The sequence below is a fragment of the Rhodanobacter sp. BL-MT-08 genome, from assembly GCF_054161255.1.
The window spans coordinates 3,119,644-3,134,591 of record NZ_CP167872.1; the positions used below are offsets into that span (position 1 = coordinate 3,119,644).

The 14,948-nt window shown below is 66.5% G+C and carries 15 protein-coding genes; 13 read left to right on the top strand and 2 right to left on the bottom strand.

Annotation, left to right across the window (positions count from 1 at the left end; translation table 11 throughout):
* The first annotated feature begins 220 nt into the window (after positions 1–220).
* The 3 genes from ACDK93_RS13865 to ACDK93_RS13875 all read left to right on the top strand — a co-directional run bounded on the left by ACDK93_RS13865 (position 221) and on the right by ACDK93_RS13875 (position 1,742).
* On the top strand, positions 221–592 hold the full coding sequence (locus tag ACDK93_RS13865) for a ComEA family DNA-binding protein (RefSeq protein WP_458069409.1): 372 nt from the start codon (positions 221–223) through the stop codon (positions 590–592).
* Positions 593–724: 132 nt separating this feature from the next.
* Positions 725–1,210, top strand: a complete 486-nt coding sequence (locus ACDK93_RS13870; protein ID WP_458069410.1) for an SET domain-containing protein-lysine N-methyltransferase — start codon at positions 725–727, stop codon at positions 1,208–1,210.
* Positions 1,203–1,742 (top strand): GNAT family N-acetyltransferase, encoded by a 540-nt coding sequence (locus tag ACDK93_RS13875; RefSeq protein WP_458069411.1) that lies wholly within the window; start codon positions 1,203–1,205, stop codon positions 1,740–1,742. Before ACDK93_RS13870 ends, ACDK93_RS13875 begins: the two co-directional genes overlap by 8 nt.
* A gap of 120 nt (positions 1,743–1,862) precedes the next feature.
* Here ACDK93_RS13875 and ACDK93_RS13880 read toward each other — a convergent pair whose 3' ends face one another.
* Both ACDK93_RS13880 and ACDK93_RS13885 read right to left on the bottom strand, forming a co-directional pair.
* Positions 1,863–2,708: a hypothetical protein gene (locus ACDK93_RS13880; RefSeq protein ID WP_458069412.1), complete on the bottom strand. Its 846-nt coding sequence runs from the start codon at positions 2,706–2,708 to the stop codon at positions 1,863–1,865.
* 50 nt (positions 2,709–2,758) lie between these two features.
* Complete coding sequence (locus tag ACDK93_RS13885) at positions 2,759–5,035, bottom strand: M1 family metallopeptidase (protein ID WP_458069413.1); 2,277 nt, start codon at positions 5,033–5,035, stop codon at positions 2,759–2,761.
* Positions 5,036–5,311: 276 nt separating this feature from the next.
* Here ACDK93_RS13885 and ACDK93_RS13890 point away from each other — a divergent pair, with 276 nt between their 5' ends.
* The 10 genes from ACDK93_RS13890 to ACDK93_RS13935 all read left to right on the top strand — a co-directional run bounded on the left by ACDK93_RS13890 (position 5,312) and on the right by ACDK93_RS13935 (position 14,948).
* On the top strand, positions 5,312–6,001 hold the full coding sequence (locus ACDK93_RS13890; protein WP_458069414.1) for a response regulator: 690 nt from the start codon (positions 5,312–5,314) through the stop codon (positions 5,999–6,001).
* On the top strand, positions 5,998–7,407 hold the full coding sequence (locus tag ACDK93_RS13895) for a sensor histidine kinase N-terminal domain-containing protein (RefSeq protein WP_458069415.1): 1,410 nt from the start codon (positions 5,998–6,000) through the stop codon (positions 7,405–7,407). The genes ACDK93_RS13890 and ACDK93_RS13895 overlap by 4 nt, the downstream gene beginning before the upstream one ends.
* Before the next feature lie 213 nt (positions 7,408–7,620).
* Complete coding sequence (locus ACDK93_RS13900) at positions 7,621–9,081, top strand: efflux transporter outer membrane subunit (protein WP_458069416.1); 1,461 nt, start codon at positions 7,621–7,623, stop codon at positions 9,079–9,081.
* Complete coding sequence (locus ACDK93_RS13905) at positions 9,081–10,211, top strand: ABC transporter permease (protein WP_458069418.1); 1,131 nt, start codon at positions 9,081–9,083, stop codon at positions 10,209–10,211. The genes ACDK93_RS13900 and ACDK93_RS13905 overlap by 1 nt, the downstream gene beginning before the upstream one ends.
* A 4-nt stretch (positions 10,212–10,215) precedes the next feature.
* The gene (locus ACDK93_RS13910) at positions 10,216–10,980 is read left to right on the top strand and encodes an ABC transporter ATP-binding protein (protein ID WP_458069420.1); all 765 of its coding nucleotides are present in this window, start codon (positions 10,216–10,218) and stop codon (positions 10,978–10,980) included.
* Positions 10,980–11,990 carry an efflux RND transporter periplasmic adaptor subunit gene (locus ACDK93_RS13915; protein ID WP_458069421.1) on the top strand — a complete coding sequence of 337 codons (1,011 nt, stop codon included), beginning with the start codon at positions 10,980–10,982 and terminating at the stop codon, positions 11,988–11,990. Before ACDK93_RS13910 ends, ACDK93_RS13915 begins: the two co-directional genes overlap by 1 nt.
* A gap of 80 nt (positions 11,991–12,070) precedes the next feature.
* Positions 12,071–12,907 carry an alpha/beta hydrolase gene (locus tag ACDK93_RS13920; RefSeq protein WP_458069422.1) on the top strand — a complete coding sequence of 279 codons (837 nt, stop codon included), beginning with the start codon at positions 12,071–12,073 and terminating at the stop codon, positions 12,905–12,907.
* A gap of 13 nt (positions 12,908–12,920) precedes the next feature.
* Positions 12,921–13,298, top strand: a complete 378-nt coding sequence (locus ACDK93_RS13925) for a hypothetical protein (RefSeq protein WP_458069423.1) — start codon at positions 12,921–12,923, stop codon at positions 13,296–13,298.
* Positions 13,295–13,714: a DMT family transporter gene (locus ACDK93_RS13930; RefSeq protein WP_458069425.1), complete on the top strand. Its 420-nt coding sequence runs from the start codon at positions 13,295–13,297 to the stop codon at positions 13,712–13,714. Before ACDK93_RS13925 ends, ACDK93_RS13930 begins: the two co-directional genes overlap by 4 nt.
* A gap of 22 nt (positions 13,715–13,736) precedes the next feature.
* The gene (locus tag ACDK93_RS13935) at positions 13,737–14,948 is read left to right on the top strand and encodes a DegT/DnrJ/EryC1/StrS family aminotransferase (protein ID WP_458069427.1); all 1,212 of its coding nucleotides are present in this window, start codon (positions 13,737–13,739) and stop codon (positions 14,946–14,948) included.

The following is a 14,948-nucleotide window of genomic DNA, read 5'->3' on the forward strand; positions in this document are numbered from 1 at the left end:
TCCATGGTCAACTTCCGGCAGCTAGCGATGCCGCATTCTACCGCGCCGGCCCGGCACGCCGCTGCAGGCACCGACAGGCAATCAGGCACTGCCCACGCGCATTGAGGAAGCTTGCCCACGCCGCCACTGCGGCCGAGCCGACTGCGTGGTTGATTGCCGCATGCCAGAGTTTCATGGCGGCGCGCGGATGCCGCCGTCCCATCTCACGGAGGAAACCACCATGCAGAAACTTCTTGCTCGAATCGCTCTCGCCCTCGCCCTGGCGCTGCCGGCACTGAGCTCTGCCGGCACACCGGTCAACATCAACAAGGCCGATGCCGCCACCATCGCCAAATCGCTCGATGGCATCGGTCAATCCAAGGCCGACGCCATCGTGGCCTGGCGCGATGCCAACGGGCCGTTCAAGAGCGCTGACGATCTGACCCAGATCAAGGGCATCGGCAAAGCCACGCTGGAGCGCAATCGCGCGTCAATCCTGCTTGCGGATGCGGCTCCCGCAGCAGATGCGGCGCCGGTCGCCAAAACCGATACGCCGGCCAAGAAAACCAAGCGCAGCAGCAAAAAGCCGGCTGCCGCAACTGCTGGCGAATAACCGTCAGGTCGCCCTCCCTACCCGGTAACGGCTTGGGAGGGTGATCGGGGCCGGCACGGGCCGACTCGACATCGGCACACATCCGGCTGAGCTACACTCCAGCGCCTTTCCCGTTCGTGCTGCGGCGTCGCCATGATTCTTCCGCGCTACCACATTGACGATTCCGCCATCCCTGGCGCCGGCAAGGGTTTATTTATCGATGAAACCGTGGCCGCGGGCCGCATCATTACCGCGCCCGACGGCATTGACCGCACCTACCGACGCGCCGATATCCATGCTTCGCCGGAGCTCAGCGCACAGTTCCACGCCAGCGCCCGCTGGTTCGAGGATCGCTACACTCTCTCGCCCGACTGGCCGGACGAGTGCTATATCAACCACAGCTTCCGGCCTAACGGGCTGTGGCACCTGGGCTTTGTCTTTGCCCTGACCGAGCTGCCGCCGGGGACAGAGATTACGGTCGACTATCGGCATCTGCTTGCGCCCGGTGAAAGCGAGGATTTTGCAGATTCGGCCACAGGTGAGACAATAACCGGCTTTTCCTGGTCCGAGAGCCTCGCCAGCAGCACGCGGGCGCTCGCCGAATTACTGGATTCTTCCAACGCCGATCGTGATGTCTGATATCCCTACTCTCGAAACGGCGCGACTGCGCCTGACTGCGCTGACGGAACAGCACTTCAATGATTACGCCAAGATGCTCGCCGACGCCGAAAGCACCCGCTGGATCGGTGACGGGCAGCCGCTGGACCGCACCAACGCCTGGCGCTCGCTGGCGATGCTGCTCGGCCACTGGCAGCTGCGCGACTGCGGCATGTGGGCACTGGAGCTGAAGGCCACCGGCGAATTCATCGGTCGTGCCGGCCTGATGTATCCCGACGGCTGGCCCGATCTGGAACTGGGCTGGATGCTCAAGCCGGGACACCGCCACCACGGATACGCTACCGAAGCGGGCAATGCGGTGCTCGATTTCGCCTGGAACCAGCTGCACGCCCCGCGCGTGATCAGCCTGGTACGGATCGGCAACGAGGCTTCCGATCGCGTGGCCGAGCGCCTGGGCGGCGAGCATATCGAAGATATGGATTTCTACGGCAGCCACAACCACGTGTTTGCCTATTATCCGCCGCGCGCCGCGCTCAGCCGGGCGTCGGCCTGAGCTTTCATCGGCCGCTGTATCGCGCCTCAAACATTCGGCAGTCGCGCCCTCGGCCGCTGTTGCGTAAGTGCCGCTGGGGGTCGCCTGCCCGTTACGGCTCCCGCAGCTGGTTGAGTACGGCTAGCCCAATCCCGCCCGGCGCAGCGAGCGGCCCAGGCTGGCCAGCGCGAACAACCGCGCGATACGCATCCAGCCCACTGCGACGACCATCAGCTGACTGAGCAGCAGCGCCGTCAGAAATCCGGCAGTGCCTACCGCCGCGACGTGGATGCGTCCCACCCCGGCTGCCGCGGCGACCGCAAAGCCAACGGCGCTTACCAGTAAATAGAAGAACATCGTGCGAAAGAAGCGCCGCAGCAGCTGGCCGATACCGCGGCCGAGGGCTCGAGTCGCCGATCGCAGCGTGGTGTCGGCAATGAACGCGGCACGCGCCGACTCCACAATGCACTGAGCCAGCACGAAAGCTGCCAGCAGCAGGCCGTGCGCGATACTCGCCCAGAGATCGGCCTGCGCTTGCAGCACGGCCTTGTCGGCATGATCGTCGGCCAGATGCGACCCGAGCATCGCCACCCCGCCCACGGCCAGATACGGCAGCAGCGACCACAGCATCAGGCGGAACATGCGGCCGTACTCGACCAGCCCGCTCTGCAGCAGTCCCGCAAAACCCAGGCGGCGTCCGGCCCGACCGCCGCCGATGATCATGCCGTCCAGAAACGGCGACATCGCCAGCGTAATCGCCAGCCCGAGCATCGCGGAACCGCCAAGCCAGCCGCCGTTCTCGCTCAGCGCGAAACCGACGTCGCCAAACATCATCGCGTTGACATGCTGCGCCCAGGCGGCGGCGTGCACCGAGTGATCCAGCATGCCGGCGAGCACGCGCCAGAACGGCAGCGCCGCGACCGTGGCAGGAATCAGCATGATCAGCAGCCACAGCAGAAGAAGCCGCCACTGCAGCGCGGCGAGCATGGCAGAAATCAGTGCGCCGAGCCCTGGCCGGCGAGCCGAGTTGCCCGCCATCACAGCGTCACCAGCGCAGCGTAGAACGCTTCAAGCGCGGCCGCGAAGTCGGCCGCCCAGCGACGCGAGGCGGCGCCGTTGGGCTTGGTCGTCAGGCTGTCGTTGAGTTTATTGGCGTCCAGATACACCAGCTGCGGCGAATCGAGTTCGGCCGACACGACCTTGCCCGGTTTGACGAAATCGAAGCGCGCCCAGCGGCGGTCGTCGTTCCAGCGCACGTCCTGATGCGTACCGTCGGCGAACGTGACGCGCAGTAGCTGCGGCAGCGAGGCGCCATCGCGGAAAACGGTGACCGTGCTGCGCCAGGGGAAAGGGCCTTCGTCGTCAAATGCCGGTTTGGGATGCGACTTTTTCCAGGCCGTACGCTGCTTCGTTATCTGCTTGTCCAACGCGTCCTGATCGCTCTCGACCGGCTTGCCGTTGGTCGCGACCACACCGGCATCGGGGAGCACTTCGGCCACGTCGATATCGGTAACGCTGTCGTCGATATGCGCCGTGCCATAAACGTACTGATCGAAGATCGCGTTGACGTCTTTCGCGTCGCCGGAGCCATCGATCAGCGCCGCGCGCAGGTCTGCCGATGAGGGGTGACGAAAGCGCCAGCGCTGATAGTAGAGGCGCATGGCGCGCTCCATCACGCTCTTGCCCAGGCGCTCTTCCAGATCGTGCATCGCCGTTGCGGTCCGTGAGTACACCGTGTTGTAGCTGCTGCTGGAAAGACGGTCCCAGCTGTTCTGGGAAAGGGGGTCGGCCGGCTGCTTCAGACCGGCCCCAAGGCGATCGAGCATGAAGCCGCTCATCGCCGGCGCCACGCCCAGGCGCTTCATCAACGGCGTCGCAAGCACCACGTCTTCGTTGCGCTCGCGCATCATGCGGTCGTCCCAGTACTCGTTCATGCCCTCGTCGAGCATCGGCTCCTCGAATTCATTGGAGGCGAGCAATCCATAAAAATAGCCGTGGCCAAATTCGTGGATGTTGACGAAGTCGCTCATGTATTCGTTGAGCGTGCCGGGCACGATCTCCTTGTAACCCTCCGAGGTAAAAAACGTCGGATATTCCATGCCGCCCGCTTCGCTGGCGTTGTACGGCGGCACCACGGCGGTGATCGTCTCGTAGGGATACGCGCCCAGTGTTCTCGAAAAATAGCCGAGCGAGTCGATCGTCGATTTCAGCGTCGGCGCCGCGCTGGCCGCATATTCCGCTGGATAGATCACGCGCACCGCGACCTTGGGACTGCCCGGCCCTTGCCACGTGCCGTCCAGCGTCTTGTAGCCCTTTGCTGCGACCCAGGCGAAATCGTGCACGTCGCCCTGCACGAAGTGATACGTGGTCTTGCCCTGCGCCTGGGTTGGCTGGTCGGCCAGCTTGCCAACGGCGCCGACGGTGTAGTCGCTGGGCGCCGTCAGATGCACGTCGAAGCTGCCGAAGTCGGCGTAGAACTCGCTGTTGAAGTGGAATTCGTGCACGTTCCAGCGCGGCGCCGTGGCGCCGCGCTCGCCGGCCAGTTCGAGCACGCCGATCTTCGGAAACCACTGGCCGACCAGGTTGAAATCGCCCCACCAGCCGGTGCGTTCGACCACGCGAGGCAGCTGGCTGAGAAAATCGATGTCCAGCGTCAGCGTGCCGCCGGCCGGAATCGGCTGCGCCAGCTCGATGCAGGCCACACTCTGATCGGTGGCAGGACCGCCGTCCGGCTGCACGTAATGCCAGGCCAGCGACGTGGAACCCTGCTTTACCTGCTTGAGGTCAATCCAGCCCCACTGGCCTTTTTCCAGCGACGCCGCGCCGCGCGACTGGCCATGCGCCGTGAGTACTTTGCGCTCGGTGAACCAGGTACTGCCGTTGTTCTTGAATCCGTTGAGATAGAGGTGAAAGTAGACCCGGCTCACCGCGCGATCGCTGCGGTTGCGCCAGGTCATGTGCTCACTGCCGGCCACCGCGTGCTTGACCGCGTCCAGATCGGCGTTTATCCAATAGCTCACCACGCGATCGGACAGCGTGGCTTGCCCGCCGGTGCGCTCGCCGCCCCAGGCGTTGGTGGTGCTAGGCGTGCTGGTTCCGGCAGCGTGCGCCGACGCAAAGGGAATGTCGGCCGGGTCGTCTGCAGCGGGCTTTATGGCGGTCGCGGCGGGCGCGGCGGGCGCGGCCGACGCCGGGCTGGCGACGGAGGCCGCGGCTGCGATTGACTCGGCGTGGACCGTATCGGTTACGACGCCTGCGGCGCCGGCCACCACCCACGCGCAAACCACCATCGAACCCACTGCGGCTGATCGCATCGCTATCTCCCCTTGCCCCGGGGCGCAGTTTGCACGCAACGCGGTGCGTCCGCATAGACCGAAGGTCATGCGCAAATGCGCCGCCCCATCGCGCCAATCGACGGCCGCCGCACCCGCACGCCGGAACGACCGCGTATACGCCCTGTCCGATCGGGAGATAAACTGGGAATTCGATCTCTTCATCGATGGAAAAGTCGGAATGGTCGGATGGCCGGGCGCGGCATCATGCAGCGCCGCCGGCGGCATCGACCGTCCCGTCAACCACAAGGACATACCATGCGCATTCTGCTCGCCGAGGACGACCCATCCATCGCCGAGGGCATCTGCAGTTCGCTGAGGCAAGGCGGCCATGCAGTGGATCACGTGGCCACCGGCAGCCTGGCCGACACCGCGCTGCGCGACCACGAGTACGACCTGCTGGTGCTGGATCTCGGACTGCCCCAGCTCGACGGCACTGAAGTGCTGAAGCGCCTGCGCAGCCGCGGCGCCGGCATGCCCGTGCTGGTGGTCACCGCGCGCGACGGCCTGCCCGAGCGCATCCGTGTGCTGGACCTGGGCGCCGACGATTATCTGGTGAAACCGTTTGCGCTGTCCGAGTTCGAGGCGCGCGTGCGTGCGCTGCTGCGCCGCGCCAGCAGCCGCGGCGTACCGGAGCTGCAGCTCGGACGACTGCGGCTGGACCTGCCCGGCCATCGCGCCTGGATCGACGACACCGCGCTCGAACTCACCGCGCGCGAGTTCGGCCTGCTCGAAGCGCTGGCGCTGCGGCCCGATCGCGTCACCAGCCGCGCGCAGTTGATCGAAGCGCTGTGCGACTGGGATCAGGAGCTGACCGACAACGGCCTCGATATCGCCATCCACCGCCTGCGCCGCAAGCTGCACGGCAGCGGCACCGGCGTGCGCACCATCCGCGGCCTGGGTTATTTGCTGGAAGAAGCCGAAGCATCGGACGGCGATACCGAATGAGTCCACCCCGCGTCATCCGCCTGCGCCCGAGCCTGCGTCGTCGGCTGCTGATCTTTCTGCTGATTCCGATGGCGGCACTGCTGCTGCTCGACGCGATGCTGACCTACGGCGTCGCGCTGTCCTACGCCAATCGTGTGCACGATCACGATCTCAGCGACGACGCGCTGACCCTGGCGACCATGCTCAGCAACGATGCGCTGGGCGGCGAACTCACGCCGCAGGCGAAGTTTCTGCTTGAATACGATCCCGACAGCCGCGGCTACTTCAACGTGCGCAGCGCCAAGCGCGGCGTACTGGCCGGCAGCGGACGGCTGCAGGCACCGGCACTGGCGATGGCATTGAATGCCAAACCCGTGCTCTACGACACCCGGCTGGACAACCACGAACTGCGCGCAGCCACCATCGAGCGTGCGTCGCTGAAAGACCCCAGCGACACACTGACCATCACCGTGGCCGAAACCTTCCGTGATCGCCATCAGCAGGCGCGCGAAATCCTCGTGCTGGCGACGGTGATGCAGACGCTGCTGATACTCAGCGTGCTGTCGCTGGTGTGGTTCGGCGTCAATCACGGCCTGCGCGTGCTCAATCCGCTGACCGAGCGCCTGGCCCGACGCTCGCACGAGCTGACGCCGATCGGTGGGGCCGATGTGCCGCAGGAAATCCTGCCGCTCACGCGCACCATCGACGCGCTGTTCGCACGCCTGCGCAGCATGCTGGCCCTGCACGACCGTTTCATCGCGGATGCTGCGCACCAGCTGCGCACGCCGCTGGCCGGACTGAGCCTGCACGTCGACCGCGCGCTGGCCGACTCGCGTCCCGAAACGATGTCCGACGCGCTCTCGCACATCCATAGGCTGACCCAGCGCGCCGCGCGCACCTCGTCGCAGCTCCTGTCGCTGACCCGTGCCCAGGCGTCACCGGTGGACACGATGGACAACGCCCTGCTCGAGCTGACGCGGCTGATTCCCGAAGCGGTGGCCTTGCGCGTGCACGAAGCGCTCGGCGCCGGCGTCGATCTGGGGTACCAGGGGCCCGTGCGCCAGCAACAGCTCTACATCGATGGCGATGTCGCCAGCCTGCAGGATCTGCTGGACAACCTCATCGACAACGCCATCCGCTACGCAGGCCGCGGCAGCAACGTCACCGTCAGCCTGCAGGCGCAGCCGGACGGGGGCGCCCGCCTCAGCGTGGAGGACGACGGCCCCGGCGTGCCGCCCGAGTTGCTGCCGCGCCTGAGCGAGCGCTTCTTCCGCGCCCCGGGCAGCAGCGAGGAAGGCAGCGGCCTGGGCCTGGCCATCGTTCAGCGCATTGCGGAACGACATCACGCCGAGGTGGTCTACCGCCTTGGCGACAAGCGCGGCCTCATCGTCAACGTTCGGTTCCCGCCGGCCGCTAAGCGGGATTAAAGCAAACGGCCATAACGTGAACTTCGGCCTTGACGGCGATGCTTGAGCTGCACGCGATCTGACTCCTGCGCCGATTCGAGGTATCGCGACAGTCCTCCTGCCCTCACAATATGTCGACACCATCGCGACCAACTCGGCCATGACCCTCCCGGATATCTCCATGCATCAGCGTCGGGCCCACGCCATCGGCACACGCGGCGAGCGCAGCGGCGCATGCTGAAGCGCACGCTCTTCGTTCGCCTGATGTGTGGCAGCCTGCTCGGTGCCGTGGCGGGCTGCGCGGCACCCGTGCCGAAAGTCAGCATGACAACGCCACTGCCCGCCCACTGGCAGCATGTGCTGGCGGCCGACCCGGCAAAGCCCAGCGATCTGCGGGGCTGGTGGCATGCGTTCAACGATCCCCAGCTCGATGCCCTGGTCGACCGCGCGCTGGCCAACAATCTGGATGTGGCTCAGGCGGTGGAGCGCATGCTCGCTACCCGCGCGATCCATGGCCGCGCCAACTACAAATACCTGCCAACCCTGAGCGCACGCACCGACGACGCGATCGATCCGAACGCCCATGCCTCCTATTTTGTTGCCGGTTTCGATACCAACTGGGAATTGGGATTATTCGGCCGGCGCGAAGGCACCCGCCGGGAAGCGCAGGGCGCAATGGACGCCAGCGTGGCCGATCTGCGCAGCGCCCGGGTCTCGCTGTTGGCCGAAGTCGTACGCGACTGGATCGCGCTGCGCACCGCCCAGCAGCAGGAACAGCTGCTCACACAGATAAGCCAGGCGCATCGGCAGCACCTGGATTTGCTGAAAGTGCGCGAGCGCCTGCAGCTGGTCGCACCCGCCGAAGTGGATCAGGCGCAGGCGCTGGCGGCGCAGGCCGAGGCGGCACTCGCCGCGCCGCGGCAGGCGATCAACGAGAGCGCGCAGCAGCTTGCCGTGCTGGTCGGGCAGAATCATCCCGACGCCGCGTGGCTGGCGCCGGGTCCGCAGCCGGACATCGGTGCGTTCCAGCTCAGCGCCGCGCCGGCCGATCTGCTGCGCACGCGCCCGGAAATTGCCCGCGCCGAAGCCGACGTGCTGCGCAGCGCCGGCGAACTCGCGCTGACGCACGCCGACGAATATCCCCAGGTGAGCCTCGGCGCATCGCTGGTCTGGGCCGTGAATATCGCCGACGACGACAACCACACGAAAACCCCGGGCGGCATTTTTTCACTCGGCCCTATCCTGAATATCCCGCTGTTCGACTGGGGCGTGCGCGTTGCCGCAACCCACGCAAAGAGCCACCAGCTGCAGGCCAGCGTGCAGGCGTATCAGCAAGCGGTGCTGCAGGGTGTCGCCGAAGTGGAAACCGCGCTCGGTTCGCTCCAGCAGCAGCAGCAGCGTGAAGCGCAGAACACCATTGCGTGGCAGTCGCTGCAGCGCGTCGATCGCGCTGTGCAGAGCCGCGTCCAGCTGAAGTTGACCAGCCCGCTGGACCGCATCGAAAGCCGGATCGCCGTGGATCAGGCCAATGCCGAACTCCTCGACGCCCGCGCCCAGCACAGCCTGGCCTACGTGGCACTGTTCAAGGCGCTGGGCGGCGCACCGCTGCCGACAGCGGCACAGCTCGGGTCGGCAGCGCCGAAAACGGCAAGCTCATCCAGCCCCGCGACCCCCAGCAACGAGACGCCACGCTGATGGTCGCGCTGGCGCGCAAAACGCTGATCTACGAGTGGCGCCGCTTTCTGCCGGCGATGCTGGCGGTGGGTTTTGCCGGGCTGCTGCAGCTGCTGCAGCTGGCGCTGGTACTGGGCATCTTCGGCAGCACCAGCCTCTACATCACCGGTTCATCGGCCGACGTGTGGATCGGTTATCCCGGCACGCAAAGCGTGGGTCAGGGTCGATCGATCGACTCCGACGTGGAATCGCGCATCCTGATGGACCCGGCCGTGCAGCGCGTGGAACCGTATATCTGGGTCGACGGCGACTGGCGCGGCGCTACCGAAACCGGCGGCGTTTCGGTGTTTGTTTCCGGCATCGACACGCACAGCGACGCGCTGATGTTTTCCAAGGCGCTGCCGCTCGATCTTCGTCAGCGGCTGAACGAGCCCGACGCGGTCGTGGTGGATCGTTCCGACCTCGATCAGCTCGGCGTCGATATCGGCCAGACCGCCACCATCAACGGCCATCAGGTGCGCGTGGTCGGCATCAGCAGCGGGCTGCGCGCACTCGGTGGCGTCAACGTGCTCTGCTCGCTGGATACGGCGCGCCGTCTCGACAGCGATGCCGAAGATATCGGGCCGACCTATCTGGTGGCCAAGCTGCGCGATCCGACCCAGGCCGATGCGGTCGCCGCGCGCCTGCGTGGCGACACGGCGTTCGGTCCGTACACGACCTGGAGCGCCGACGACTTTGCCGCCATCTCCGTGCGCTACTGGATGTTCGACACCGGGGCGGGCGCCGGCGTGCTGTTTCTGGCCGGCATCGTGTTTCTGGTCGGCGCGGTGATCACCAGTCAGACGCTGATCGCTGCCGTCAATGGCTCGGTGCGCGAGTACGCTACCTTGAACGCGCTGGGCGTGGGCGTGGGTGCCTTGCGGCGGGTGGTGCTCGAACAGGCTTTCTGGGTCGGCGCGCTGGGACTGCTTGGCGCCAGCGTGTTGGGCGTGCTGCTGCTGTTGCTCGCGCGCGGCCAGAATGTCCCGGTGGTGTTGAACGTGCCGGCCGCGCTGGGCTGCATTGTGCTGGTGATGGGGCTGGCCGCGGTTTCCGGCCTGGCCGCGATGCGCAGCCTGCGCGCCGCCGATCCCGCGACCTTGTTGAGGTGACGCGATGAACCCCGCGATCCAATCCCCCGCTGCCGTGCTCAGTGCAACGCCGATGGTTGCCCTGCAGGCCGAGAACATCAGCAAGGCGTTCGTCTCCGGCAAGCAGCGCACGCAGGTGCTCGACGGCCTGTCACTGCACATCAATGCGGCCGAGCTCACCCTGATTTCCGGGCCGTCCGGCTGCGGCAAAAGCACGTTGCTGGCGGTGCTCAGCGGCCTGCAGAAACTCGACAGCGGTCGCGTGCTGGCACTCGGTAGCGATCTGGGACAGCTCGATATGCGCGCGCTGGAGCGTTTCCGCCTGCAGCACACTGGCTTCGTGTTTCAGGGCTTCAACCTGTTTCCGGCGCTGAACGCCTTCGAGCAGGTCGAGCTGCCGCTGAATCACATGGGGCTGTCGCGCAGCGAAGCGCGCGAACGTGCGCGAGCCTCGCTCGAAGAAGTCGGCCTGTCGCACCGCGTGAAGCTGCGTCCCTCGGAGCTGTCCGGCGGCGAAAAGCAGCGCGTGGCGATCGCGCGCGCGCTGGCCAAAGAGCCCGAGCTGCTGTTCGCCGATGAGCCGACCAGCGCGCTGGATGCCGCCAACGGCCAGATGATCATCGACATCCTGCATCGCATTGCCCGCACCCACGGCACCACCGTGCTGTGCGTCAGCCACGACCCCCGTCTCGTCGTCCACGCCGATCGCGTGCTGGCGATGGAAGATGGCCGCATTCTCAGCGATCAGCGCAACCACGCGCCGGTCAGCGCCAGCAAGGGAACACACTGATGAAACCGCTCGCTCTCCACTGGCCATCGTACGCATGCCGCGCGATGCCGGCGCGTTCGGCCCGATTCGCGCAAATCGCCCGATCGGGCGGCCTGGCGATTTGCGCGTCGGTGCTGCTCGGCGCCTGCTCGAAATCCGCCGATGCCCCGGCGCCGGCCGCCGCCGCGCCTGTCCCGGCGTATGCCGCGGTGGCACGGGGCAAGGTCGATATCGAAGGCGGCCTGCTGACCTTGTCGATGCCGCGCGAGGGCACGCTGGCCAAGGTCGCCGTGCACGAAGGTGATCACGTCAGGCAAGGCCAGCTGCTGGCCTCGCTCGATACCGAGCCGTCGCAGCTGGCGATCGACGCGGCCCAGGCCCAGCTCGAACAGGCGCAGGCGCAGCTGAAGCTGCTCGCCGTCAAGCAGGCCGCGGCCAAGCAGCGCGCGCAGCGTCTGACGGCTGCCGTGGCAGCGGGCGCCGGCGACGGCCAGAGTGCCGACGATGCGCGCGAAGCCGCCGCACAGATCGATGCCGAGCAGGAAACCGACCGCGCCTCGGTGAGCATGGCCAACCAGAAGCTGGCCGAAGCGCGCTATGAGCTGAAGCAGCGCAGCCTGATCGCACCGTTCGATGCCGACGTCATCGAAGTGTCTGCACAGCCCGGCGCCACCGTGTCGCCGTCCTCCGGCCCGCTCTTTACCCTGCTGCCGCGCAAGCCGCGCATCGTTCGCGCCGAGCTCAACGAAAGCTTCGTCGGCCTGATCAAACCGGGCATGGTTGCGGAAGTCTCGGCCAATAACGATGCGTCGAACAATCACTGGAGCGCCCACGTGCTGCGCGTCGGCGGCGTGTATGGACCGGCCACGCTGGAAAACGACCCGCAGGTGCGCGCCAATTCACGCACGGTGGAATGCGTGCTGGCCTTCGATCAGCCGGATTCCGATCAAACGCGGAGCCTGCGCATCGGCCAGCGCGTGCTGGTGCGCTTTGCGCCGGCCGACGGCAAGGCACCGGCTGCGAAAGACTGAGGAAACTGCCGTTTGCCACACTACACGGTCACGAATGACGGCACTGAACCGCCGCCGTTCATCAGGTACGGGGCCATCGCGTGATCCAGCAGACTGATTTTTTCTTCGAGGGCGGACGCAGCGGCGTACTGCTGATCCACGGCCTGACCGGCACACCGATGGAGATGAAGCTGCTGGGCAAGGGCCTCAATCGCGCCGGTTTCACCGTGCACGGCATGCAGCTGGCCGGCCATTGCGGCAACGTCGAGGACCTGCTCGCCACCGGCTGGCACGACTGGTACGCCAGCGTGGAGAAAGCCGCTGACGAGCTGCGCGGCAAGGTCGATCACCTGTTCGTCGGCGGCCTGTCGATGGGCGCGCTGCTGGCGCTGAAGCTGGCCGCCGAACGGCCCGAGCAGGTCTGCGGCGTCGGCGTCTACGGCGCCACCTTCCGCTACGACGGCTGGAGCATTCCCGCCGTGGCGCGGCTGTCCTTTCTGCTGCCGCTGCTCAAGAAATTCGGCATCGGCCGCAACCGCAGCTTTATGGAAGCGCCGCCTTACGGTATCCGCGACGAGCGCCTGCGCGCCCAGGTCAGCACCGCCATGCTCGGCGGCGACAGCGCCGCCGCCGGCCTGCCCGGCAACCCGTGGTATTCGCTGGCCGACATGTACGAACTCGCCGCCGACGTGCGCCAGCGCCTGTCGCAGGTCACCGCACCGTGCCTGGTGGCACATGCCAGCGAAGACGACGTGGCCAGCGTGAAAAACGCCGAGCTGGTGATGCGCGAAGTCAGCGCGCCGGTCGAGCTGCTGCTGCTCAAGGACAGCTACCACATGATCACCATCGACAAGGAACGGCGCACGCTGATCGAGCGCTCGGCCGCCTTTTTCGAAGCCATCGCCGCCGGCGAAACCGCGCCCTGCATCGCGGCCTGACTGTCACTCACGCATGCCGGTCTCCACGCCCATCACTCCGCTGATCGCCACGCTGTGGTTGCTCAACGTGATCATCGATACCGTCGGCCAACTGGCGTTCAAGGCGGCCGCCGGTGATGAGGCGGCCGGCGATGGTCTGGCGCGATGGATCTATATGGCCCGGCGCCCGTGGATCTGGATCGGCATCGGCAGCTATGTGGTCGAGTTCCTGATCTGGATCGCCTTTCTGTCGCTGCTGCCGCTGTCCGAAGCGATCCTGCTCGGTTCGATCAACATCGTCGCGATCATGGTGGCCGGTCACTTTCTGTTCGGCGAAAAGCTCACGCGCCTGCGCCTGAGCGGCATTTTGCTGGTGACCCTGGGCGTGGCGATCGTCGGAGCGGTGGGATGAGGCGCGGCACGTTTTACCTGCTCGGCTTTGCGCTGCTGATGCTGTTCGACAGCGTCGGCGCGATCAGCTTCAAATACGCCGGCGAGCATGCGCTGCCGGTCGAGGCCAGCGTGGCGTGGCTGCTGCGCATCTTCGCTCACCCGTGGGTATACGGCGCCGTGATCGGCTACGTCGGCGCGTTTTTCACCTGGATGACCCTGCTCAAGCACGCGCCCATCGGCCCCGCGTTCGCCGCCTCGCATCTGGAAGTGGTGTCGGTGATGCTGCTGTCGGTCTGGCTGTTCAACGAACACCTTACGCTGGGACGCGTGCTGGGCGCGCTGGCGATTCTCGCCGGCATCGTCTGTCTCGGCTTTGCCGAAAGCCATGAGCATGTGCCCGAGCCCGAGGAAGTCGACTCGGCCACACGCCGCTGAGCTCGCGCGCTACCCTGCCCGCATGCTGCCGACTCGCCCCCAGGAACTGCCGCCCACCGCCGGGCTACCGCTGACGCTCGCCGATCTGCGGCCGGGACGTGCGACGCTTGCCGCCGATATAGCCGTCCAGATCGATGTGCCGGCGCTGCAGTTGGAATGTTCCGGCACCGCCTGCCTGCTGGTCACCCTGATCGCACTGCGCGAGCTGCAGCCGCAGCGCTGTCGCGTCGTGGTGCCGGCGTTTACCTGCCCGCTGGTCGCCATCGCCGTGCACCAGGCCGGGCTGGAACTGCAGCTGTGCGACGTGCGCGCCGGCCATTTCGATCTGGACCCGGCCGCGCTGCGCGCCGTGTGCGACGAACACACGCTGGCCATCATCCCCACGCATCTGGGCGGGCGCATCGCCGATGTCGCTGACGCCGTCGCCGTGGCGCGCCAGGTCGGTGCCTATGTGATCGAAGACGCCGCGCAAACGCTCGGTGGTCGTATCAACGGAGCGAGCATCGGCCTCACCGGCGACGTCGGTTTCTTCAGCCTCGCCGCCGGCAAAGGCTTGTCGATTTACGAAGGCGGCCTGCTGCTGGCGGGCGATCCAACGCTGCGCGAGCATCTCAAACAGACGTCCAAACGCATCGTGCCCCGCCGCCTCGGCTGGGAGCTTCGCCGCACCGTCGAGCTGCTGGGTTATGCGGCGCTGTATCGCCCCAACGGTTTGCGCATGGCTTACGGCGAGCCGCTGCGCCGTGCGCTGCGTCGGGGCGACCCGGTCGGCGCTGTCGGCGATGATTTTCCGCTGACGGTTCCGCTGCACAAGGTCGGCCGCTGGCGCCAGGCGATCGGCGCGCACGCCGCCGCGCGGCTGCCGGCTTTTATCGATCAGCTCACCGCCCAGGCCAAACGACGCCTGCCGCGGCTGCGTCAGATCAACAGCATCGACGTGCTCGACGATGCATCCGGCGAGAGTGGCACCTGGCCGTTCCTGCTGCTGCTGCTGCCGGACCAGACCCGGCGCGACGCGGCAATGTTCCAGCTGTGGCAGGCTGGCCTCGGCGTCAGCCGCCTGTATATCGACGCGTTGCCCGATTACGCCTATCTCGCCGAGATCGTGCCGCGCCAGCATGTGCCGAACGCGCGGGACTTTGCCGCGCGCAGCTTAAGCATCAGCAACAGCCCGTGGGTGACGGACGACGATTTCGAAACGATCTGCCGCACGCTGGAAACCATCGTCGCCTGA